Source organism: Curtobacterium sp. AC268 (assembly GCF_979258745.1).
The window spans coordinates 80676-103445 of the sequence record NZ_OZ409878.1 but is presented as its reverse complement, the minus strand read 5'-3'; the positions used below and the strand labels follow the sequence as shown (position 1 = coordinate 103445).

At 71.1% G+C, this 22770-nt stretch carries 19 protein-coding genes and 1 pseudogene; 1 reads left to right on the top strand and 19 read right to left on the bottom strand.

Translation table 11 applies throughout. The features are described 5' to 3' along the window. Nucleotides 1-17: 17 nt before the first annotated feature. Complete coding sequence (locus tag ACZZ9K_RS00475; RefSeq protein WP_463443062.1) at nt 18-1469, bottom strand: M20/M25/M40 family metallo-hydrolase; 1452 nt, start codon at nt 1467-1469, stop codon at nt 18-20. A 52-nt stretch (nt 1470-1521) separates the two neighbouring features. Here ACZZ9K_RS00475 and ACZZ9K_RS00470 point away from each other — a divergent pair, with 52 nt between their 5' ends. Further along, nucleotides 1522-2097: a DUF3043 domain-containing protein gene (locus tag ACZZ9K_RS00470; protein ID WP_463443061.1), complete on the top strand. Its 576-nt coding sequence runs from the start codon at nt 1522-1524 to the stop codon at nt 2095-2097. 161 nt (nt 2098-2258) lie between these two features. Here ACZZ9K_RS00470 and ACZZ9K_RS00465 read toward each other — a convergent pair whose 3' ends face one another. The 18 genes and pseudogenes from ACZZ9K_RS00465 to murD form a co-directional block, all read right to left on the bottom strand. Further along, a complete protein-coding gene (locus tag ACZZ9K_RS00465) occupies nt 2259-3335 on the bottom strand; it encodes a quinone-dependent dihydroorotate dehydrogenase (protein WP_138803093.1) in 1077 nt (358 codons plus the stop codon). Next, nucleotides 3332-3832: a transcriptional regulator NrdR gene (gene nrdR / locus ACZZ9K_RS00460; protein WP_463443060.1), complete on the bottom strand. Its 501-nt coding sequence runs from the start codon at nt 3830-3832 to the stop codon at nt 3332-3334. Before nrdR ends, ACZZ9K_RS00465 begins: the two co-directional genes overlap by 4 nt. 13 nt (nt 3833-3845) lie before the next feature. Then, nucleotides 3846-5153 carry a histidinol dehydrogenase gene (gene hisD, locus ACZZ9K_RS00455; RefSeq protein ID WP_463443059.1) on the bottom strand — a complete coding sequence of 436 codons (1308 nt, stop codon included), beginning with the start codon at nt 5151-5153 and terminating at the stop codon, nt 3846-3848. Further along, nucleotides 5150-6031, bottom strand: a complete 882-nt coding sequence (locus ACZZ9K_RS00450) for a hypothetical protein (RefSeq protein WP_463443058.1) — start codon at nt 6029-6031, stop codon at nt 5150-5152. The genes hisD and ACZZ9K_RS00450 overlap by 4 nt, the downstream gene beginning before the upstream one ends. Beyond that, nucleotides 6028-6378 (bottom strand): DUF2200 domain-containing protein, encoded by a 351-nt coding sequence (locus tag ACZZ9K_RS00445; RefSeq protein WP_027465257.1) that lies wholly within the window; start codon nt 6376-6378, stop codon nt 6028-6030. Before ACZZ9K_RS00445 ends, ACZZ9K_RS00450 begins: the two co-directional genes overlap by 4 nt. Before the next feature lie 11 nt (nt 6379-6389). Continuing rightward, nucleotides 6390-9869 (bottom strand): DNA polymerase III subunit alpha, encoded by a 3480-nt coding sequence (gene dnaE / locus ACZZ9K_RS00440; protein WP_071245757.1) that lies wholly within the window; start codon nt 9867-9869, stop codon nt 6390-6392. 810 nt (nt 9870-10679) lie between these two features. Then, nucleotides 10680-11608: pseudogene (locus ACZZ9K_RS00435) on the bottom strand (RluA family pseudouridine synthase). Beyond that, nucleotides 11605-12327 (bottom strand): signal peptidase II, encoded by a 723-nt coding sequence (lspA, locus tag ACZZ9K_RS00430; protein ID WP_463443057.1) that lies wholly within the window; start codon nt 12325-12327, stop codon nt 11605-11607. Before lspA ends, ACZZ9K_RS00435 begins: the two are co-directional and overlap by 4 nt. Before the next feature lie 2 nt (nt 12328-12329). Beyond that, nucleotides 12330-13007 (bottom strand): DivIVA domain-containing protein, encoded by a 678-nt coding sequence (locus ACZZ9K_RS00425; protein WP_027465254.1) that lies wholly within the window; start codon nt 13005-13007, stop codon nt 12330-12332. Between the two features lie 185 nt (nt 13008-13192). Next, the gene (locus ACZZ9K_RS00420; RefSeq protein WP_017886631.1) at nt 13193-13489 is read right to left on the bottom strand and encodes a YggT family protein; all 297 of its coding nucleotides are present in this window, start codon (nt 13487-13489) and stop codon (nt 13193-13195) included. A 68-nt stretch (nt 13490-13557) separates the two neighbouring features. Further along, entirely contained in the window at nt 13558-14142 is a 585-nt protein-coding gene (locus tag ACZZ9K_RS00415) for a cell division protein SepF (protein WP_027465253.1), read from the bottom strand. A 41-nt stretch (nt 14143-14183) separates the two neighbouring features. After that, the gene (locus ACZZ9K_RS00410) at nt 14184-14909 is read right to left on the bottom strand and encodes a YggS family pyridoxal phosphate-dependent enzyme (RefSeq protein ID WP_463443056.1); all 726 of its coding nucleotides are present in this window, start codon (nt 14907-14909) and stop codon (nt 14184-14186) included. Between the two features lie 7 nt (nt 14910-14916). Further along, a complete protein-coding gene (gene ftsZ, locus ACZZ9K_RS00405) occupies nt 14917-16077 on the bottom strand; it encodes a cell division protein FtsZ (RefSeq protein WP_027465251.1) in 1161 nt (386 codons plus the stop codon). Nucleotides 16078-16223: 146 nt separating this feature from the next. Further along, nucleotides 16224-17498, bottom strand: a complete 1275-nt coding sequence (locus ACZZ9K_RS00400) for a cell division protein FtsQ/DivIB (protein ID WP_138803087.1) — start codon at nt 17496-17498, stop codon at nt 16224-16226. Continuing rightward, a complete protein-coding gene (gene murC, locus ACZZ9K_RS00395; RefSeq protein ID WP_138803086.1) occupies nt 17495-18916 on the bottom strand; it encodes a UDP-N-acetylmuramate--L-alanine ligase in 1422 nt (473 codons plus the stop codon). Before murC ends, ACZZ9K_RS00400 begins: the two co-directional genes overlap by 4 nt. Further along, nucleotides 18913-20010, bottom strand: coding sequence for an undecaprenyldiphospho-muramoylpentapeptide beta-N-acetylglucosaminyltransferase (murG, locus tag ACZZ9K_RS00390; RefSeq protein ID WP_138803085.1), 1098 nt, complete (start codon nt 20008-20010; stop codon nt 18913-18915). Before murG ends, murC begins: the two co-directional genes overlap by 4 nt. Further along, on the bottom strand, nt 20007-21272 hold the full coding sequence (gene ftsW, locus ACZZ9K_RS00385; RefSeq protein ID WP_463443055.1) for a putative lipid II flippase FtsW: 1266 nt from the start codon (nt 21270-21272) through the stop codon (nt 20007-20009). Before ftsW ends, murG begins: the two co-directional genes overlap by 4 nt. Then, nucleotides 21235-22770, bottom strand: a complete 1536-nt coding sequence (murD, locus tag ACZZ9K_RS00380) for a UDP-N-acetylmuramoyl-L-alanine--D-glutamate ligase (RefSeq protein WP_214521262.1) — start codon at nt 22768-22770, stop codon at nt 21235-21237. Before murD ends, ftsW begins: the two co-directional genes overlap by 38 nt.

Sequence of the window (22770 nt, the reverse complement as noted above, 5' to 3'; positions counted from 1 at the left end):
GTCGATTGTAAGCACCCTCAGCTGCGCGTCGCGAGCCTGGCGAGCAGGATCGTCTCCGACGCGATGGCACGGTGCAGGACACCGAGGTGCTGCGACTCGTTCGGGCTGTGCGCGCGGGTGTCCGGGTCCTCGACGCCGGTGACCAGGATCTGCGCGTCCGGGAACTCCGCCGCCAGGTCCGACACGAACGGGATCGACCCGCCGATCCCCTGCTCGACCGCCTCGGCGCCCCACCCCTCGCGCATCGCCGTGCGGGCCTCCTGGACGGCCCAGCCAGCGGTGTCGACGAGGAACCCGTCGCCGCTGTCCGGCTCGGTGATCTCCATCCGTGCACCGAACGGGACGTGCTCGCGCAGGTGGCGCTCGACGGCCGCGGACGCCTGCCGGGCGTCCTGGCCGGGGGCGACGCGGACCGACACCCGTGCCGAGACCGTGGGCAGCAGGGTGTTCGAGGCGTTCGCGACGCTCGGCACGTCCATGCCGGTCACCGTGATCGACGGCTGGAACCACATGCGGGACAGCACGGCGCCGGTGCCGATCGGGCGCACACCGGGGACGAGCGCGGCGTCGACGGCGAGTTCGTCCTCGGTGCGCTCCGGCACGTCGGCCTCGTACGAGCTCAGCCCGTCGACGGCGACCGAGCCGTCGGCGTCGTGCAGCGAGGCGAGCAGCCGCACCATGGGGATCATCGCGTCCGGGGCCGCTCCCCCGAACATGCCGCTGTGGCTGGCGTGCTCGAGCGTGGTCAGCGTGAGCTTGAAGGTGACGTTGCCGCGCAGGGAGACCGTGATCGACGGCACCTCGGTCGACCAGTTGTCGCTGTCCGCCACGACGATGACGTCGGCGGCGAGGTGCTCCTTCTGCTCGCGCAGGAACGTGCGGAACGAGCGGGAGCCGAACTCCTCCTCGCCCTCGACGAACAGCACGATCCCGAGGTCGAGGTCGTCACCGAACTGGGCGTGCACCGCGCGGAGCGACGCGATGTGCGTCATCACACCGGCCTTGTCGTCCGAGGCGCCGCGGCCGTACAGGCGGTCACCGCGCAGGGTCGGCTCGAACGGCGGCGTCTCCCACAGGGCCTCGTCGCCCTGCGGCTGCACGTCGTGGTGGGCGTAGAGCATCACCGTCGGCTTGCCGTTCCGCGCCGGGCGCACCGCGAGCACCGCGGGCTGGCCGAGCTCGGTCTCGGCGTCGGCCTCGGCGACGTCGGCCGTCGAGCCGGACACCGCCGACCGCACGATCCGGACGTCGTCCTCGCCGAACACCCCGGTGGACCGTGCGAGGTCCGCGACGGCCTCGGCACTCGCGCGCACGTTAGCCGGGTCGAAGGCCGACCAGGACACCGACGGCAGGCGCACCAGCGCGGACAGGTCGGCGATCGTCGTGGGCAGTGCCCCCTGCACGTGTTCGCGCAGGGCGTCGAGGAGCGCGGGGTCGGTCGCGGGGCTGTGCTGTTCGCTGTCGGTCATGCCCGGTAATCTAGAGGAGATCCCGCACGCACACCGCCGTTAGGAACGCACCGTGGCGAAGGCAGCCCCCAAGACCAACACGACCGTCAACCTGACCGAGGCCGAGCTCCTCGAGCAGGGCAAGGGCCGCCCCACGCCGTCCCGCCGCGAGCGAGAGGCAGCGAACCGCCGCCCCCTCGTCGGCAACACGCCGGTCGACAAGAAGGCTGCGCGCGCTCGTCTCAACTCGGAGCGCGAGCGTGCCCGCGTCGGCATGGCCAACGGCGAGGAGCGCTACCTGCCGGCGAAGGACCGCGGTGAGCAGCGACGCTTCGTCCGCGACTGGATCGACGCCCGCTGGAACGTCGGCGAGGTCATGATGCCCGTGCTCGTGCTGTTCCTGATCGTCGGGTTCGCGGCCGCGCAGACCGTGATCGCGTCCTACTCGCTCCTGCTGGTGTGGGCGTTCGTGGCGCTGTTCATCATCGACTGCGTGGTGCTGTGGCTGTCGCTCCGCCGCAAGCTCACCACCAAGTTCGGCGAGCTCCAGCGCGGCACGTTCCTCTACATCCTCACGCGGGCGTGGCAGCTGCGTTTCCTGCGGCTGCCGAAGCCCCAGGTCCGGCGCGGCCAGTACCCCACGCTCTAGCCACACGCACACGACGAAGCGCCGCCCGGCCTGCCGGGCGGCGCTTCGTCGTTCCCGCTCCCCCGTTCCTGCTCACGAAGCGGCCGTGAACGCACCCGCACGACGGACGGGAGGCCCGTGGCGGTGTCGCCACGGGCCTCCAGTCCGTCAGGTGGTCGCGTCTACCGCGCGGCGCGACGCAGCCGCCGACGGCGCAGCCGGTTGATGCGCGCGGCCCAGGTCGGTCCCTCGTAGAGGAACGCCGTGTAGCCCTGCACGAGCGTGGCCCCGGCGTCGATGCGGTCCTGCACGTCCTGCTCGGTGGTCACACCGCCGACGGCGATGACGCAGAAGTCGGCGGGCACCGCGGCCCGGACGCGACGCAGGACCTCCAGCGAGCGGGCGGCGACCGGCGCACCGGAGAGGCCCCCGGCACCCATCGCCTCGACGTCGGACGGATCGGCCGTCAGGCCCTCGCGGGAGATCGTCGTGTTGTTGGCGATCACCCCGGACAGTCCGAGCTCGACCGCGAGGCCCGCGATCGCGTCGATCTGCTCGTCGGTGAGGTCCGGTGCGATCTTGACGAGCACCGGCGTCCGGCCGGCGGCGTCACGCACCGCGGACAGCAGCGGTCGGAGCTGGTCGAGTTCCTGCAGTCCGCGCAGGCCGGGCGTGTTCGGCGAGCTGACGTTGACCGCCAGGTAGTCCGCGAACGTGGCGAGCCGACGGGTGGACTCGAGGTAGTCGTCGATGGCGTCCTCGACGGAGACGACCCGGCTCTTGCCGATGTTCACGCCGATGACCGGTCGGCCGGGGTTGCGGCGGGCGCGCTCGAGGCGTCGGGCTGCCGCTGCGGCGCCGTGGTTGTTGAAGCCCATGCGGTTGATCAGGGCGCGGTCGCCGATCAGTCGGAACAGGCGCGGGCGCTCGTTGCCGGGCTGCGGCTTGGCGGTGATGGTGCCGACCTCGACGTGGCCGAAGCCGAGCAGGCCGAGACCGGCGATGCCGCGGGCGTCCTTGTCGAACCCGGCGGCCAGGCCGAAGCGCGACGGGAAGTGGATGCCCATCGTGGTGATGCCGTCGGACGCCGCGGGACGGCAGTACCGCTCGACGACGCCACTCAGGAACGGCATGCGGGGCAGCCCCGCGATGACGGCGAACGCCAGGTGGTGTGCGCGCTCCGGGTCCATGTTCGCGAACACGGAGCGGAACACGACGCGGTAGCCGCCGCGCACGATCCGTTCGGCGATGCCGCTCACGCGCGCGTGCCGGACGGTGCGGACGACCCGGCGGCCGTGTCGGATGCCTCGTGGTGGTCGCGGCGGAGCTGGCCGATGGCGTCCTCGAAGTCCTCGAGCGAGTCGAACGCCTGGTAGACGCTCGCGAACCGCAGGTAGGCGACCTCGTCGAGCTCCCGCAGGGGCGCGAGGATCGCGAGGCCGATGTCGTTCGCGTCGATCTGGCTGGATCCGGAGGACCGGACGGTCTCCTCGACGCGCTGCGCGAGCACGGCCAGGTCACCGTCGGTGACCGGGCGCCCCTGGCACGCCTTGCGCACGCCGGAGACGATCTTGTCGCGGCTGAACGGCTCGGTGACGCCGTTGCGCTTCACGACGTTGAGCGATGCGGTCTCGGTGGTCGAGAACCGTCGTCCGCAGTTGGGGCACTGACGACGGCGGCGGATGGAGGTTCCGTCGTCGCTCGTCCGTGAGTCGACGACGCGGGAGTCCGGGTGGCGGCAGAAGGGGCAGAACATGTCGTTCCCCAGGCTATCGGTTCGTGCGCTCCGTCACGGCGGCCCCGTGCGCGGGGAGCTGCTCCTCGGTGGACAGCGCGACGATGTGCGGGGCGACCTCGGCCAGGGCCTCGGGCGTGTACCGGACGATCTGCTGGGGCCGCAGGAACGTCGACGCCGACAGCCCGGCCCCGAAGCGGGCCTGGCCGCCGGTCGGCAGCACGTGGTTCGAGCCCGCCAGGTAGTCCCCCAGGCTCACCGGCGTGCTCGGTCCGACGAACACCGCACCGGCGGCGTCGATGTCGGCCAGCACCGCGTCGTCGTCGACCGTCTGGATCTCGAGGTGCTCCGGCCCGTACGCGTTGCTCACGGTCGCCGCGTCGGTCAGGGAGTCCACCAGGACGATCGCGGACTGCGGTCCGTCCAGGGCGGCCTGGAGGCGCGCAGCCGTCCCGAGCACCGCCGTGCGCTCCGGGATGGCGGCTTCGACCGCGTCGGCGAACGCCGCCGACGTCGTCACCAGCACGCTGCCGGCCTGCTCGTCGTGCTCAGCCTGGCTGATGAGGTCGGCGGCCACGAACCCGGCGTCGGCGGTGTCGTCCGCGATCACGAGGATCTCGGTCGCCCCGGCCTCGGAGTCGATGCCCACCACCCCCCGCACCAGGCGCTTGGCGGCAGCGACGTAGTTGTTGCCCGGCCCGGTGACCAGGTCCACCGGCTCGAGGTCGATATCGGCGACGCCGTACGCCAGCGCACCGACGGCTCCGGCGCCGCCCATCGCGTAGACCTCGTCGATGCCGAGCAGCCCCGCCGCCGCGAGGATCGTCGGGTGCACCGCGCCGCCGTGGTCGCGCTGCGGCGGCGACACGAGGGCGATCGAGGGCACGCCCGCGACCTGGGCCGCGACGACGTTCATCACGACGCTGGACGGGTAGACGGCCTTGCCACCGGGCACGTAGAGCCCCACGCGGCGCATCGGCTGCCAGCGCTGGTGGACCTCGGCGCCGTCGGCCAGGGTCGTCACGGACGGGGCGGGGATCTGCGCGGCACTCGCGGCCCGGACCCGGCGGACGGCCTCGTCGAGGGCTGCTCGGACCTCGGGGGTGAGCCCCGCCACGGCGGCGGTGATCTCGGCAGCGGGGACCCGGACGTTCGCGGGAGCCCCGCCGTCGAAGCGCTCGGCCTGGTCGTGCAGGGCCGCGGCTCCACGGTGCCGGACGTCCTCGATCAACTCGCGCGCGGCGTCGACCGCGTGCGACACGTCACCCGCGGCGCGGGGCATGAGTCGGAGGAGTTCAGCACGGGCGGGGAGGCCGCCGCGGAGGTCGATTCGCTGCATCATGAGGCCTCCAGCGTACCGGCGGCGTGCTGCACGACGGCGTCGACCACGGGCCGGTGGCGGACCGTCTGCTCGGCGTCCCACGCGTCGAGCAGGTGCAGCGTGGCGATCCGGAACGCCAGGGCACGGACGAGCAGCTGCGGCCACTCGGGGACGCCGGTGCCGAGCACGCCGAGCCGACCGACGGCGACCCCGTGCCAGCACACGGCGTCGACCGCGGCGATCGCGGCGCCGAGGCCCGCCGGGCGCCAGTACGGTGCCCAGTCGAACACCGTGGGCGGTTCCCCCGGCGTGAAGAGCACGTTGCCGAGCAGGTCACCGTGGACGAGCTGCGACGGGGACGTCACCGGCCGGAACGTCGCGGCCAGGCGGTCCAGCGTCGGGTCGTCGGGAAGGGCTGCTCCGCCCCAGGCCATGCGGTCCGCCCGGCTCCAGGGCTCGTCGCGGTGGTCGAGGAAGTCCGGGCGTGGCAGATGGGCGATCGCCCGGTGGAACGCTGCGCCCGCGGCGATCACGTCGTCCACGCGAGTGGGGTCGGTCCGACCGTCGACCCACCGCCAGGCCTCCCAACCGTCGTCGCCGGTGCTGACGCCGGTGCCAGCCCCAGCGCCGGCGGCGTCGCCGGCAGCGGCGGCGCCGGCGTCCACGACCCAGTCTCCGGACGCGGCGGCCACCGGGCGCGGCGTCCGGAACCCGGCCGTGTGGTCGAGCCGAGCCAGCGTGGCGGACCGCCACCGGGCCTCCAGGCGGTCACCGGACGGGCGGAGGACGACGTCCCCGGCGCGCCACGTGAGTCCGCGCCCGCCGCCGAGGCGCTCGAGCGGCCGGTCGTGCACGCCGAACGCCCGGAGGACGTGCGGTGCCGGCTGCCCGTCGGTCACGCGGTCCGCAGGATCTTCACCATCGGCCGGCCCTTGGCGACCTCGTCGACGAGCTTGTCGAGGTACCGGATCTGCCGCATGAGCGGGTCGTCGAGCTCCTCGATCCGCACCCCGCAGATCACCCCGGTGATGAGCGGGGCGTTCGGGTTGAGGTGCGCGCCGGCGAAGAAGTCCTCGAACGTGGTCCGGTCGGCCAGGTGCTGCGCGAGCGCCAGGTCGTCGAAGCCGGTCAACCACTCGATGACGGTGTCGAGCTCCGCCTTCGTGTGGCCCTTCCGCTCCACCTTCGCCAGGTAGTGCCCGTAGACGTCCGCGACGGGCGTCCCGAAGATCCGGTGACCGGCCATGGTCGGCGCACCTACACCAGGCAGCGGGGTCCGAGCAGGCTCTTCAGCTCGCCGAACAGGTCCGGGGTCAGGTTCACCGGGAACGGCAGCTCGAAGGTGCGCGCCACGTCGTCCTTGAGCAGCTTCAACCGCACCTCGGTGTCACCCTGGTGGCGGCCGAGCACGGCGGCGAGTTCCGTCACCGTGGTCGTCGTGGCCTGGCGTTCCGGCAGCGACAGGGTGAGCGGGCCGGAGCCCATCGCGTCGCCGACGTTCGGCTGGAACATGCTCACCGCGTGCAGCGCCTTGCCGTCGTCGCGGACGTTGACGCGGCCGCGCAGGACGACGATCGAGTCGGGCACCAGGGACGGGCCGAACTCCTGGTACGTCTTGCCCAGGAACATCACGCCGATCTGGCCGCCGAAGTCCTCGATGTCGACGATGCCGTACGGGTTGCCGCTCGTCTTCGCCACCCGGTGCTGCACGCTCGTCAGCAGGCCGGCGACGGTCACCGTCTCGCCCTCGATCGAGTCGTCGGCCGTCAGCAGGTCGGCGATGGTGATCGACTGGTGCTTCGCGAGCTCGATCTCGAGCCCGGCGAGCGGGTGGTCGGACACGTAGAGCCCGAGCATGTCCCGCTCGAACGCGAGCTTGTCGCGCTTGGACCACTCCGGGCGGTCCGGCACCTGCGACACCGCGGCACTCGGGGCGTCCTCGGCTGCCTCGGCGAAGAGCGAGTCGAAGTCGAACCCGACGTTGCCGTGGGCCTCGTCGCGCTTGACCTTGACCGCACCCTCGACCGCACCCTCGTGGATCTCCACCAGGGCACGTCGGGTGTCGCCGAACTCGTCGAAGGCACCGGCCTTGATGAGCGACTCGACCGTGCGCTTGTTCGCCGACGAGATCGGGATCTTGCGCAGGAAGTCGTGGAACGACTCGAAGGCCCCCTTCTCGGTCCGGGCCTTGACGATGTCGTCGACGACGTTGAACCCGACGTTGCGGATGGCACCCATGCCGAACCGGATGTCGTCGCCGACGGCGGCGAAGAAGCCGATCGACTCGTTGACGTCCGGCGGCATCACCTTGATGCCCATCCGGCGGCACTCGTTGAGGTACAGGGCGAGCTTGTCGCGGGCGTCGCCGACGCTCGTCAGCAGCGCCGCCATGTACTCGGCCGGGTAGTGCGCCTTGAGGTACGCGGTCCAGAAGGACACCACGCCGTAGGCCGCCGAGTGCGCCTTGTTGAACGCGTAGTCGGAGAAGGGCAGCAGGATGTCCCACAGCGTCTTGATCGCCGCGTCGGAGTACCCGTTGTCCTTCATGCCCTGCTGGAAGCCCGCGTACTGCTTGTCGAGCTCGGACTTCTTCTTCTTGCCCATCGCGCGGCGGAGGATGTCCGCCTGGCCGAGGGAGAACCCCGCGACCTTCTGCGCGATGGCCATGACCTGCTCCTGGTAGATGATCAGGCCGTAGGTCGTGCCGATGATGTCCTTGAGGGGCTCTTCGAGCTCCGGGTGGATCGGCGTGATCGGCTGCTCGCCGTTCTTGCGGAGCGCGTAGTTCGTGTGCGAGTTCGCACCCATGGGCCCCGGGCGGTACAGGGCGATGAGCGCGGAGATGTCCTCGAAGTTGTCGGGCTTCATCAGCCGCAGCAGGCCACGCATCGGCCCACCGTCGAGCTGGAACACGCCGAGGGTGTCACCGCGCTGCAGGAGCGCGTACGCCTCGGGGTCCTCGAGGCCCATGTTCTCGAGGTCGAGCTCGGTCCCACGGTTCGTCTTGATGTTGTCGAGGGCGTCACTGATGATCGTGAGGTTGCGGAGCCCCAGGAAGTCCATCTTGATCAGGCCGAGCGACTCCGCTGCCGGGTAGTCGAACTGCGTGACGATCTGGCCGTCCTGCTCCCGCTTCATGATCGGGATGATGTCGATCAGCGGATCGCTCGACATGATGACGCCGGCCGCGTGCACGCCCCACTGGCGCTTCAGCCCCTCGAGCCCGAGTGCGGTGTCGAAGACGGTCTTCGCCTCGGGGTCGGTCTCGACCACGGTGCGGACGTCGACGGCTTCCTTGTAGCGCGGGTGGTCCTTGTCGAAGATCCCGGTGAGCGGGATGTCCTTGCCCATCACGGGCGGCGGCATCGCCTTCGTGAGCTTCTCGCCCATGCCGAACGGGAACCCGAGGACGCGCGAGGAGTCCTTGAGTGCCTGCTTCGCCTTGATCGTGCCGTACGTGACGATCTGCGCGACGCGCTCCGACCCGTACTTCTCAGTGACGTACTTGATCGCCTCACCGCGGCGCCGGTCGTCGAAGTCGACGTCGAAGTCGGGCATCGAGACGCGGTCCGGGTTGAGGAACCGCTCGAAGATCAGGCCGTGCCGGATGGGGTCGAGGTCGGTGATGCGCATCGCGTACGCGACCATCGAGCCGGCACCGGAGCCACGCCCCGGACCGACGCGGATGCCGTTGTTCTTCGACCAGTTGATGAAGTCCGCGACCACCAGGAAGTAGCCGGGGAAGCCCATCTGGTTGATGATGCCGACCTCGTAGTCGGCGCGGTCCTGGACCTCTTTCGAGATGCCGTCCGGGTACCGGTAGTCCAGCCCCTTCGCGACCTCTTTCTCGAACCAGGAGTGCTCGGTCTCGCCCTCGGGCACCGGGAACTTCGGCATGTAGTTGGCCGAGGTGTCGAACTCGACGTTGCAGCGTTCCGCGATGAGCAGCGTGTTGTCGCAGGCCTCGAGGTTGTCGCGGAAGACGTGCCGCATCTGCGCCGGGGTCTTCAGGTAGAACTCGTCGGCGTCGAACTTGAAGCGGTTCGGGTCGTTCAGGGTCGAGCCGGACTGCACGCAGAGCAGTGCCGCGTGCGACTTGGCGTCGTGGGCGTGCGTGTAGTGCAGGTCGTTCGTGCCGACCAGCGGAATGTCGAGGTCCTTCGCCAGGCGGATCAGGTCGCTCATGATCCGGCGTTCGATCTCGAGGCCGTGGTCCATGACCTCGGCGAAGTAGTTCTCCTTGCCGAAGATGTCGCGGTAGTCGGCGGCCGCCTGCACTGCTTCGTCGTACTGGCCGAGACGCAGGCGCGTCTGGATCTCCCCCGAGGGGCAGCCCGTGGTGGCGATGATGCCCTCGTGGTACTCCTGCAGGAGCTCGATGTCCATGCGGGGCTTGAAGTAGTAGCCCTCGAGCGACGCCTTGGACGACAGCCGGAACAGGTTGTGCATGCCCGTCGTGTTCTCGGCGAACATCGTCATGTGCGTGTACGAGCCGGCGCCGGACACGTCGTCGCCACCGCCGTCACCCCAGCGCACACGGGTCTTGTCCGAGCGGTGCGTGCGGGGCGTGATGTACGCCTCGGTCCCGATGATCGGTTTGACGCCACCGGCCTTGGCGGCCTTCCAGAACTCGAAGGCGCCGAACATGTTGCCGTGGTCGGTCACCGCCACGGCGGGCATCCCCTGCGCGGCGGTCTCCGCCACGAGGTCGGAGAGCCTGGCGGCACCGTCGAGCATCGAGTACTCGCTGTGCACGTGCAGGTGGACGAAGGAGTCGGAATCCGACACGGAACCTCCGGTTCGTACGGTGTGCTGCGGGGTGGGAACAGCCTAACCACGGCCGCCCACATTCCCGCGCGCGTCGGGGCGGTCCGGAGGCTCATGGCGGGGCCGCACCGCGCCTCCAGTCCGGCAGCGGGTCGCGACACGCGCGGGGCGAACCGCCCAGTGGTCAGGACACGCCGCACGCAGGCCGCCGCGGGTCTAGAACCCGTCGCCTGGCGGCTTCCCAACCGACAGTTCATGACCCCTCGGCGAGAGAGGCTGGGCGCGTCGTCGGGCGCGTCGGGCGCGTCGGCCTGGAGGCGCGTGGCGGGGCCGCACTGCGCCTCCAGACCGGCAGCGGGTCGCGACACGCGCGGGGCGCGCCGCCCAGCGGTCAGGACACACCGCACGCGCGCCGCCGCGGGTGCGGAAAGCGTCGCCCGGCAGCCTCCCAGCCGACAGTTCGTGACCCCTCGGCGCAAGCGGCCGGGCGCGCCGGCCTCGGATCGCGACACGCGCGGGGCGCCCCGCCGAGCGGTCAGGACACGCCGCACGCTGGCCGCGGCGGGTGCGGAAGACGTCGTCTGGCGGCCTGCCAACCGACAGTTCGTGACCCCTCGGCGCAAGCTGCCGGGCGCGCCGGCAGCGGGTCGTGACACGCGCGGGGCGCGCCGCCGAGCGGTCAGGACACACCGCACGCGGGCCGCGGCGGGTCCGGAAACCGTCGCCCGGCGGCCTCCCAACCGACAGTTCGTGACCCCTCGGCACAAGCCGCCGGGCGTGTCAGAGCGACGCGCTCCGGATCTGCTCCAGCGCGGCCTGCAGGTCGTCCGGGTACTGCGCCTCGAACGACACCCACTCGCCCGTGCGCGGGTGGTCGAATCCCAGCCGGACGGCATCGAGCCACTGGCGCGTCAGCCCCAGTTCGGCCGCCAGCACCGGGTCGGCGCCGTACATCGTGTCCCCGACGAGCGGGTGGCGTGTCGCCGCCATGTGCACCCGGATCTGGTGGGTGCGCCCGGTCTCCAGGTGCACCTCGAGCAGGGTGGCCGAGCGGAAGGCCTCGAGCGTCTCGTAGTGGGTGACGCTCGGCTTGCCCTCTGACGTGACCGCGAACTTCCAGTCACTCGACGGGTGCCGTCCGATCGGCGCGTCGATGGTGCCCGAGGTCGGGTCGGGGTGGCCCTGCGCGAGCGCGTGGTACACCTTCTCGACCGTGCGCTCCTTGAACGCCCGCTTCAGGTGCGTGTACGCCAGCTCGGTCTTCGCGACCACCATCAGGCCCGAGGTCCCGACGTCGAGGCGGTGCACGATCCCGGCGCGTTCGGCGGCACCGGACGTCGCGATCGTGAAGCCGGCGGCGGCGAGGCCCCGGGCACCGTCGGCCCGTCCCACCCCGGCGAGGGGTGCGCAGCGACGCCGACGGGCTTGTCCACGACGACGATGTCCTCGTCGTCGTGGACGATCGTCATGCCCGGCACGGCCGCCGGAACGATGCGCGGCGGCTCCTTCGGGGTCCACTCGACCTCGAGCCAGGAGTCGGCATGGAGCCGGTCCGACTTGTCGACGGGAACCCCGTCGACGCGGACACCCCCGGCGGCGACGACGTCGGCAGCGAACGACCGGCTGAAGCCGAGGAGCTTCGCGATGGCGGCGTCGACGCGCTCACCGGCGAGCCCGTCGGGGACGGGAAGAGCACGCGATTCGCTCACGTGGCGTCGTGGCCCAGCGTGTCGCGACGGTCGCGGTCCTCCGGCCTGGAGGCGCGGGTCGGCTCGTCGAACGCCGCATCAGCCGACGAGAACGCGGCCCCACCGTCGAGCGGCTGCGCCGCGTCGACCGGCTGCGCCGCGTCGACCGGCTGCGCCGCGTCGACCGGCTGCGCCGCGTCGAGCTGCGCCTGGCGCTTGGCCGAGAGTGTGCGGGTGCCGTCGAGGTTCACCCCGAGGATCACCAGCAGCACGAAGACCACCATGCTGATGCAGATGAAGGAGTCGGCGACGTTGTAGATCGCCGGCATCATCCACGGCGTCGAGATGAAGTCGACGACGTGACCCCGACCGAAGCCGGGCTCACGGAAGAGCCGGTCGAGCAGGTTGCCCAGCGCGCCGCCGAGCAGCATGCCGAGCACGATGGCCCACCACATCGACCGGATGCGACGCGAGTACACGATGATCGCGACGACGACCGCGGCCGAGATGACCGAGAACACCCAGGTCATGTTCACCGCGAACGAGAACGCGGCCCCCGGGTTCCGGACGTACAGGAACTGCAACGCACCGCCGAGGACCGGGACGGGGGTGCCGTACGGCAGGTTCGCGACGACCAGCGTCTTGGCGACCTGGTCGAACGCCACCACCACGACAGCGGCGAAGGCCAGTGCCGCGATCGCGCGGACACTGACCTTCGCTCGTGATGCTGGTCGCGACAACGTCAGTTGCCGAAGCCCTGCGCCGAAGCCGGCGCCGGGGTGAGACCGGACTGCTCGCCCGAGTCGAGCTCGGAGAGCTGCCCCTGGATGTAGCTCTTGAGCTGCGCACGGTAGTCGCGCTCGAAGGTCCGGAGCTCGTCGATCTTGCCCTCGAGCTGGCGCTGCTCCTGCTCGAGCACCGCGACACGCTGACGGTTCGTGTTCTCGGTGTCGGCGATGATCTGGCGCTGCTTCGCCTCGGCCTCGGAGACCAGGCGAGCGGCCTGGGCCGTGCCCTCGGCGATGAGCGCGTCGCGCTTCTCGATGCCCTCGCGGACGTGCTCCTCGTGGAGACGACGCGCCAGGGTCAGGAGGTTCGTGGTGCCCTCGGTGTCCTCGTCGGCGGGGACCGTTGTGGTCGGTGCCGCCGCGGCGACCGGAGCGGGCTCCGGTGCTGCCTCGACCGGGGCCGGGGTGGGCTCCGGCTCGGCTGCGGGAGCGGGCTGCTCGGCCTGCGCCGACTGCGGGGCCGATTCGGCCGCCTGCAGGCGCTGGCGGAGCTCGTCGTTCTCCGCGGTCAGGCGACGGAGCTCGACCACGACCTCGTCGAGGAAGTCGTCGACCTCGTCCTGGTCGTAGCCCTCGCGGAACTTCGTCGGCTGGAACCGCTTGTTGACTACGTCTTCCGGCGTCAAAGCCATTGCCGTCACCTCAATAGAACTGCTGAACGTGTGGAACCGCGTGCGGTGCGACCGAATGTACCAGTCGTACCGTGCGGTGCGGATGCGCCACCGGAGCGGGCATCGATCCCGACCACCGTACACCGACGATGGGGAGGAACCGTGCCGCGCGCCTGGCGTGGCGCGTGTCGCGGACGGGAGTCCGCTCAGATACCGCGTGCCAGGGCGGCGACCACGAACCGGGCGATGATGACGACGAGCATCACGATCGTCCAGCCGAAGTCGAGCGCCACCGGCCCCAGGCGGAGCGGCGGGAGGACCCGTCGTACCGCTCGGATGGGCGGATCCGTGATCGTGTAGACGAACTCGGACACCACGAGCATGCCCCCGCGCGGACGCCAGGAGCGGTTGAAGCTCTGCACGAGGTCGAGCGCGAACCGCCCCCACATCACGAAGAAGTACAGGAGCAACGCGAGGGAGATGATCCCTAGGATCACGGACACGATGGGGCTCGCTCGTCTCGGGCGAGCGTCGTCAGACGACGCTCAGGGGCGGGTGTGCCGGGTACGGCTCAGGACTGGGCGAAGAAGTTCGCCTCGATGTCGGACTCTACCTCAGCGGGCTCACCGCTCACTGCGACGTGTGCCGGCGACAGGAGGAAGACCTTGTTCGTGACGCGCTCGATCTTGCCGAACAGACCGAGCGACAGCCCGGAGGCGAAGTCGATCATGCGGCGGGCGTCACCCTCGGTCATCTGCGAGAGGTTGATGATGACGGGGATGCCGTCGCGGAAGCTCTCGGCGATGGACTGGGCGTCCTTGTACTCGCGCGGGTGGACGGTGAGGATCTCGTTCATTTCCTGGACCGGGGTCGCCTTCTGTGCGGTCGTGTGCGAGCGGCGGAGCGGAGTGACCTGGGCGCCGCGCTGGTGGGTGTGCGTCTTGGTGGGAGCCGGGACGGCTGCGGGAGCGGCCGCGGGGGCTGCTGCCGCCGCGGGGGTCTCCTGCGGCTCGGCGGGCGCCGGAGCAGCCGCTGCGGCCTGGCGTGCAGGGGCTGCCTGCTGGCGCGCGGGCTCGGCCTGCTGCTCGTCCTCGTAGTCGAGTTCCTCATCGGCGAGGCCGAGGTAGACCATCGTCTTCTTCAGCGGGTTGGCCATGGTTCCTCCGGGGTTCGTGCTCGTGGTGCCCTGCAACGAGGCTAGGGTGCGGGCGGCCGGTTTCCCGTGATTGCGGTGCCGATCCGCAGGTGTGTCGCGCCCTCGAGGATCGCCTCGGCGTAGTCCCCGCTCATGCCGGCCGAGATGTCGGTCGCAGCGGGCTCGAGCGCCACGACCCGTTCGGAGATCGAGCGGAGTCGGTCGAAGGCGGCTCGGGGCTCCTCGTCCAGTGGCGCGACCGCCATGACGCCCCGCAGTCGGATCGTCCCGGTGGCCAGCACGCGCGACACCATGGCCTCGACGTCGTCCGGCTGCACCCCGCCACGGCCGGGGTCGTCGGTGAGGTTCACCTGCACGAACCCGTCGATGACCCGGGGCTCCGGCTCGGCCTCGGTCGGGGCGAACGCGTCGACGACGGACCCACGGTCGAGCGACTGCACCACGTCGGCGTACCGCCGGGCCTGCCGGGCCTTCTTCGACTGCAGCTGCCCGACGAAGTGCCAGGTCAGGCCGAGGTCGGCCAGTTCGGCGGCCTTCGCCTGCGCCTCCTGGTGGCGGTTCTCCCCCACGTCCGTCACGCCGAGTGCGGCGAGCTCGCGGACGAGCGACGCCGGGTGGTACTTCGTGACGACGACGAGCGTCAGCTCGTCGGGCGAGCGCCCTGCGGCGCGCGCCGCGTCGGCGATGCCGCTCCTGACGGACGCGAGACGCGCCTCCGGTCCGTCGTCGGGTGACGAGGCGGACGGGAGGCGCGTGTCGGCTACCAAGGGTGGGTTACTTCAGGAAGTCGGGGACGTCGAGCTCGTCGTCGTCGTCGAACGCCGGGTCGGCGGCGCGCTGCACCGGCGGCTGGTGCTCCTGCGAGGCCCAGGACGGGCTCGACGTGGTCGAGTCCTCGATCGCGCCGGTCGAGGCGGCGACGGGCGCCGCGGCGCTCGACTCCGGGTCGACGTAGCTCGAGCGACGTTCCTTCTGCTGCTGCGCCGGCTCGCCACCGTCGAAGCCCGCGGCGATGACGGTCACGCGGACCTCGTCACCCAGGGTGTCGTCGATGACCGCACCGAAGATGATGTTCGCCTCGGGGTGCACGGCTTCCTGCACCAGACGCGCGGCGTCGTTGATCTCGAAGATGCCGAGGTTCGAGCCACCCTGGATCGACAGCAGCACGCCGTGCGCACCGTCGATCGAGGCCTCGAGCAGCGGCGACGCGACGGCGAGCTCGGCCGCCTTGATCGCACGGTCGGCACCGCGGGACGAACCGATGCCCATGAGCGCGGAACCCGCGCCCTGCATGACGCTCTTGACGTCGGCGAAGTCGAGGTTGATCAGGCCCGGGGTGGTGATGAGGTCGGTGATGCCCTGCACACCGGCCAGGAGCACCTGGTCGGCCGTGGCGAAGGCCTCGACCATGGAGATGCCACGGTCGCTGATCTCGAGCAGGCGGTCGTTCGGGACGACGATGAGCGTGTCGACCTCGTCCTTGAGGCCCGCGACGCCGTTCTCGGCCTGCGACTGGCGACGCTTGCCCTCGAAGCTGAAGGGCTTCGTGACGACACCGATGGTCAGTGCGCCGATGGACTTCGCGATGCGTGCGACGACCGGTGCGCCACCGGTGCCGGTGCCGCCGCCCTCGCCCGCGGTGACGAACACCATGTCGGCGCCGGCCAGGGCCTCTTCGATCTCCTCGGCGTGGTCCTCGGCGGCACGACGGCCGACCTCGGGGTCCGCGCCGGCACCGAGGCCGCGGGTGATCTCGCGGCCGACGTCGAGCTTGACGTCGGCGTCGCTGAGCAGCAGGGCCTGGGCGTCGGTGTTGATCGCGATGAACTCGACGCCACGGAGACCGAGCTCGATCATGCGGTTGACGGCGTTGACGCCGCCGCCGCCGACACCGACGACCTTGATGACGGCGAGGTAGTTGTGGTTCGTGGTCACGTCAGTCAGGCCTCCGGTCGAACCCTCAACCTCTACTTGAAGTTCAGGGGCAATGCTGGTAGATGTGGTGCTGGCTTCGACGCTACGGGTGCGTTCGGCGCACTGTCGCCCCGCCACGCCGCGTGTCGCCGATCAGGTCCGGCAATTCAGTCCTTGGCGCGGATCACGCCGTTGTCCGGTGCCGAGACGTCGTACTCGACGACGACGCCGGGGTTCCGCGCCGCGTGGTCCTTGACCAGCGCGGCGAGCAGTTCGGCCTTGGCGTCCGAGTCGTCCGGGCTCCCCCACACGACGGTCGAGCCGTCCTTGAGGGTCAGGGTGACGTCGTCGGCCGTCGACCCGGCGACACGCGTCACCTGGGACCGCACGGTCGACGGCAGTGCCAGCACGACCTCGGTCATGGTGCGGAAGCTCGCGGAACCGAGGCGCGCCCGGCCGATGTCGGCGAGGGGCATCGTGGCGGGACGCTTCGGCGACGACTGCACGACGATGCCCGCGGGGTCGACGAGGTCGAACGTGCTGCCGGACTGCACCGCGACCACCGGCGTGCGCTCGGTCACCGTGACGACGAGCGTGTGCGGCGGAGCTTCCTCGGTCACGTAGCTCTCGATGAGCGGGAAGCCGGCGACGTCCCGCTTGATCGCGTCGAAGTCGAGCCGGGCCAGGGGCGTGCCGATCTGGTCGGACAGCGCCTGGCGCAGCGCGGACTCGTCGACGCGGTCGGTGCCCTTGATCTCGATCGTGCGGAGCGCCATCAGCGGTGAGAACACCGCGACGAGGATCGAGACCCCGAGCACGAGGACGACGCTCGCCGCCGTGATCCACGCGGCGCGACGGTGCCGGCTGCGCCGGGTGAACCGGCGGACCTCGGCACGCTCGAGCAACCGGCGTCGGCGCTTGGCGATGCGTGCCTCTCGCGCGGTCTCGGCAGCGCGCACCCGCGCCCCGATGGGCGCCTCGGCGTGCTGGTCGGTCCGGGAGGCACCGGTCGCGTCGAGCACGTCGGTCACGGTCGCGTCGTGGTCGGCTCCACCGCTCGTGGCGGCTCGGCGTTCCGCGTCGCGGCGGTCGGCCTCCGGGTCCCGGTGGTCCTCGTTCGGCGTGTACTCGCGCAGGCGGTCCGCCACGGTGGAGAGTCCGGCGCCGAAGCGGCGTCCGGCCGCACCGGCGAAGGCGCCGACACGATCCCGCTGGGGACCGGAGGTGTCGGCGTCGGGCTGGACCGCGGGGGTGGGGTCGACCGTCTCGTCGACCGGGGGTTCCGGGGCGGACGCGGGGCGGGCCTCCCGGTCGTCGGCGACGCGTCCGCGGAACGGGAGCCGCGGCTTCGAGGGACCACGACGCTGCCGGGGCGCTTCCGCGGCCTCGGCCGGGGCGTCCCTGCGGGCGTCCCCCTCGTCGAACCCCTCGGGGCGCTTCACCGGGCCGACGCTCCGTCGGTGCCCAGGGCGCCGAGCACCTGCGGGATGATCCGGTACACGTCGCCGCAGCTGAGCGTCATGATGATGTCGCCGTCACGGGCGACCGCGGCCGCGCGTGCCGCCGCCTCGTCCCAGTCGGGCAGGAACTCGACGCGCGACTGGTCGGCGAAACGCTCCTGCACCAGGGCCCCGGTCACGCCGGGCTCCGGGTCCTCGCGGGCGCCGTAGACGTCGAGCACGACCGTGTGGTCGGCGAGCTCCTCGTACACCTTGGCGAAGTCGCCGGCCATCAGGCGGGTGCGCGAGTACAGGTGCGGCTGGTGGATCGCGATGATGCGGCCGTCGCCGACGACGTTGCGGGCGGCCTTGAGCGCCGCGGCGACCTCGGTCGGGTGGTGGGCGTAGTCGTCGTAGACCGAGACCCCGCGCTCGACGCCGTGCAGCTCGAAGCGGCGCTGCGTGCCGCCGAAGGCCTCGAGCCCGCGGATCGCGTCGGCCGGGGCGACGCCGAGACCGGTCAGGACCGCGAAGGCCCCGACGGCGTTGATCGCGTTGTGCCGGCCGGGCACGCGGAGGGTCAGGTGGTACGCTTCGCCACCGGCGCGGAAGTCGACCTCGACGCCGGCCGACTCGGTGATGCCCTCGATGCGGACGTCCGCGTCGACGGCCTCGCCGAACGTGACGATCTCGGGGGCGTCGGCGCGCTGGCGGATGCCGGCCGTGACCGTCTTCGCACCGGCGTCGTCGCTCGAGATGACGACGCGCTCGCTCGCCTTCGCGGCGAACTCGACGAAGGCCTCGGTGAAGGCCTCCTCGCTGCCGTAGTGGTCCAGGTGGTCGGCGTCGACGTTGGTGACCAGGGCCACGGCGACGTCGTAGAGCAGGAACGAGCCGTCGGACTCGTCGGCCTCGACCACGAACAGGTCGCTGGACCCCGGGGCTGAACTCGTGCCGAGGGACTGGATGACGCCGCCGTTGACGAAGCTCGGGTCGAGGCCGAGCTCGACCATCGCCGTGACGATCATGCCGGTCGAGGTGGTCTTGCCGTGCGCACCGGCGACCGCGACGAGGCGGTGCTCGGCGATCAGGGCGGCGAGGGCCTGCGAGCGGTGGAGCACCGGCAGACCGCGGCGCTGCGCCTCGAGGAGCTCGGGGTTGTCGGGCCAGAGGGCGCTCGTGACGACGATGGTGTCGGCCTGGCCGACGTTCGCCGCGTCGTGACCGATGTGCACGCTCGCGCCGAGGTCGCGCATCGTGCCGGTCGTCTCCGTCTCGCGGGAGTCGCTGCCCGTCACGCGGTGCCCGGCGGCGAGGAACATCCGGGCGATCCCGCTCATGCCCGCGCCGCCGATGCCGACGAAGTGCACCGTGCCCAGGTCGTCCGGGATCGGCTGCGTCAGGTCCGGCTTGATGGTCATCGTTCCTCCGTGGTGCTGGGGGCCTGCTTCGCGGCGTCGAGGACCAGGTCGGTCATCCGGTCGGCGCCGTCGCGGTGGCCGACGCTGCCCGCCCGCACGGTCATGTCCGCGATGCGGGAGCGGTCCTGCAGGATGCTCAGCAGCTGGAACGTCACCCAGTCCTGGTCGAATTCCCCGTCGGCCACCAGGACGGCTCCCCCGGCGTCGACGACGTCCTTCGCGTTGTGGCGCTGCTCACCGTTGCCCACCGGGTACGGCACGAGCACACTCGGCAGCCCGACGGCGGTCAGCTCGCACACCATGCCGGCACCCGAGCGCGACACGACGAAGTCGCTCGCGGCGTACGCCAGGTCCATCCGGTCGCAGTAGGGCAGCACGTGGTAGCCGTCGAGGTCGCTCGGGCCGATGTCCGAGGCGGCACCCACGACGTGCAGGATCTGCCAGCCGGCACCCACGATCGTGGCGGCGGACCTGTTGATCGTCCGGTTGATGCTCCGCGCACCCGAGGAGCCGCCGGTCACGAGCAGCACGGGCCGGTCCGGGTCGAGCCCGAACTCGGCGAGCCCCTCGGCCCGGACGGCACGGCGGTCGAGCGACTCGATCTCGCGACGGAGCGGCATGCCGACGACGCGGCCGTGGCGCAGGCGCGTGTTCGAGAAGGTCAGGCCGACGTGCTCGGTGAGGAACGCGGCGAGGCGGTTCGCCAGCCCGGGCTTGGCGTTCTGCTCGTGCACGACGATCGGGGTGCCGGTGCGGCGCGCGGCGATGTACGCCGGAGCGGCCGCGTAGCCACCGACGCCCAGGACCACCTCGATCTCGTGGTCGCGGATGATCTGCTCCGTCCGCTTGACCGCCGCCGCGAAGCGCTGCGGGAACCGCAGGGCCGCGCCGTTCAGCTTCCGCGGGAACGGCAGGCGCGGGATCGTCAGCAGCTCGTAGCCGCGCATCGGGACGAGGCGGGACTCCAGGCCCTCGGCGGTGCCCAGCACGAGCACCTCGGCACCCGGCTCCCGCTCGGTCAGCCGGTCGGCGACCGCGAGCAGGGGGTTGACGTGGCCGGCGGTGCCGCCGCCGGCGAAGAGGTACTTGCTCACCGCAGTGATCCGTTCGTGGAGGTCCGGGCGAGTGGGGCGTTCGTCAGGCCGGGGTCGTTCTTGCCGGGCAGGTCACGGGCGAAGGAGAGCACGACGCCGATCGCCACCAGGGTCATGATGAGGGCCGAACCACCGGCCGAGATGAGTGGTAGGGGCACACCGAGCACGGGCAGCAGGCCGAGCACGACGGCGATGTTGATGAGCGCCTGGCCGATGATCCACGCGAGGATGCCACCGGTGACGGTCTTCACGAAGGGGTCGCGGGACTGCCGGATGATCTTGATCATGCCGACGGCGAGCACCACGAACAGGCTGAGCACCACGACGGCGCCGATCAGGCCGAGCTCCTCGCCGATGATCGCGAAGATGTAGTCGTTGTCCGCCTCGGGCAGCCACGACCACTTCGCCTTCGAGTTGCCGAGGCCGACGCCGAACACGCCGCCGGACGCGAGCGCCCACATGCCGTGCACGGGCTGCCAGCAGATGTCCTGGTACTGGCTGGTGTCGGTGCACCCGGACAGCCAGGCGCTGATGCGGGTCGAGCGCGAGGCCGAGGCCATCGTCACGAAGGGCAGCATCACGGCGAACGCACCGAGGCCGACGAGCAGGTGCCGGGCACGGACGCCGCCGATGTACAGCGCGCCGAACACCAGGATGAGCATGACCATCGCGGTGCCCTGGTCACCGCCGAGGACGACGAGCCCGAGCGAGAGCATCGAGGCGATCCCGATCGGGATGAACACCTCTTTCCAGTCGTCGAGCTTGTCCCGCTTGACGTAGATGATGGCGCCGATGCCGAGCACCAGGCCGAGCTTCACGACCTCGGACGGCTGCGCGGTGAACGACCCGAGCTCGATCCAGTTCCGGTTGCCCTGGATGTCGATGCCGAGCGGGGTGAACACCAGCAGCTGCAGCACGAGCGCCGCACCGAGCAGCCGCATCGCCCACTTGCGCCAGATCCGGGTCGGGACCCGGCTGGCGATGAGCATGAGCGGCACGCCGAGCACGGCGTACAGGCCCTGACGGGACGCCGCCCCGAAGAAGTCGTGGGTCGCCGCGTACTCCTCGACGCTCGACGAGGACAGCACCATCACGACGCCGAAGACGACGAGGAACAGCGTGACGCCGAGGATCGTGTAGAAGGTGCTGGACTCCGCGACGAAGACGTTCTTGACGGCGACGATCGCGCCGTTGGTCCGTCGTGGGGTCGACGCGGTCCGGCCGTTACGGCTGTTCGGAAGATCCGTCGGTGTCGTCGCCATCGACTTCTCCTCCCAGGTGCTCGTTGACCGCGGCCGCGAAACGCTGCCCCCGGTCGGCGTAGGAGCCGAACTGGTCGAACGACGCCGCCGCCGGGGCGAGGAGGACGGTGTCGCCCGGCCTCGCGACCGATGCGGCATGCCGGACCGCCTCGCGCATGACCTGATCAGTGTCCGTCGTCTCCACCTGGAGCACCGGGACCGTGGACGCGTGTCGCGCGAATGCCTCGAGGACCGGGGTCCGGTCGGTGCCGATCACCACGACGGCGCGGACGCCGGGGCCGAAGCGCTCGACCAGACCGTCGACGTCGACGCCCTTGAACAGGCCGCCGACGATCCACACGACGGTGTCGAACGACGCGAGCGACGCGGTGGCGGCGTGCGGGTTCGTGGCCTTGGAGTCGTCGACCCAGGTGATGCCGTCCGCCTGGGCCACGAGCTCGGTGCGGTGGTGGTCGGCGCGGAACGCCCGAACCGCCGACTGGATGGCGCTCGGCTGGACGGTGCCGGCACGGGCCAGCGCAGCGGCGGCCAGGACGTTCATGGTCATGTGCGGACTGGCGAGTCCGGCGGCCTCGAGGTCGGCGATGGTCGACAGCTCGAGCGCGCTGTTGCGACGGTCCTCGTTGAAGGCCCGGTCGCACAGGACGTCCTCGACGATGCCGACGTCGCCGGGAGCGGGGACGCCGGGCGTGAAGCCGACCGCACGGCAGCCCTCCACCACGTCGGCCTCCTGCACCATCCGCCGAGTGGCGTCGTCCGAGGTGTTGTAGACGCACGCCATCACGGTGCGCTCGTAGACCTTGGCCTTCGCCGCGCGGTACGCCTCGGCGGAGCCGTGCCACTCCAGGTGGTCGTCGGCGATGTTCAGGCAGGCGCTCGCGAGCGGCACCACGGCACCGTCGCCGGACGTCGCCGCGTAGTGCAGCTGGTGGCTCGAGAGCTCGACGACGAGCACGTCGTAGCCGACCGGGTCGCGGACGACGTCGAGCACCGGCACGCCGATGTTCCCGCACGCGACGGCACGCAGGCCGCCGGCCTCGTACATCGCGGTCGTGAGCTGTGTCGTCGTGGTCTTGCCGTTCGTGCCCGTGATCGTGATCCACGGGGCCGCGACCGGGCCGCGGACGACCTTGTCGCGCACGCGCCAGGCGAGCTCGATGTCGCCCCAGACGGTGCTGTTCGTCACCGACCACCGCACGGTGGCGTTGTGCGGGGGCAGCCCCGGCGACACGATGACGACGTCGGGTGCCTGCTGCACGAGGGCGTCCGGCACGGCGTCGAGCGGCGTCTGCAGGAACCGGGCACCGATCACGTCGAGCAGCTCGACGCTGTCGGCGGGGGCGTCGGACGAGTAGACCGTCACCTCGCTGCCGAGCTCCACGAGCGTGTCGGCGACCGAGAACCCGGTGGCTCCGAGGCCGAGGACGGCGACGTTCAGTCCCTTCCACCCTTCGGAGTACCAGCTGTCGAGGGACTGGAGGCGGGACGGCGAGGACAC

Coding starts and splice junctions, on each gene's coding strand:
- nrdR (WP_463443060.1), bottom strand. CDS start 3,832: ATGTTCTGCCCCTTCTGCCGCCACCCGGACTCCCGCGTCGTCGACTCA.
- hisD (WP_463443059.1), bottom strand. CDS start 5,153: ATGATGCAGCGAATCGACCTCCGCGGCGGCCTCCCCGCCCGTGCTGAA.
- ACZZ9K_RS00415 (WP_027465253.1), bottom strand. CDS start 14,142: ATGGCCAACCCGCTGAAGAAGACGATGGTCTACCTCGGCCTCGCCGAT.
- ACZZ9K_RS00475 (WP_463443062.1), bottom strand. CDS start 1,469: ATGACCGACAGCGAACAGCACAGCCCCGCGACCGACCCCGCGCTCCTC.
- dnaE (WP_071245757.1), bottom strand. CDS start 9,869: ATGCTCGACGGTGCCGCCAGGCTCTCCGACCTCGTGGCGGAGACCGCC.
- murC (WP_138803086.1), bottom strand. CDS start 18,916: ATGACCATCAAGCCGGACCTGACGCAGCCGATCCCGGACGACCTGGGC.
- ftsW (WP_463443055.1), bottom strand. CDS start 21,272: ATGGCGACGACACCGACGGATCTTCCGAACAGCCGTAACGGCCGGACC.
- ACZZ9K_RS00445 (WP_027465257.1), bottom strand. CDS start 6,378: ATGGCCGGTCACCGGATCTTCGGGACGCCCGTCGCGGACGTCTACGGG.
- ACZZ9K_RS00425 (WP_027465254.1), bottom strand. CDS start 13,007: ATGGCTTTGACGCCGGAAGACGTAGTCAACAAGCGGTTCCAGCCGACG.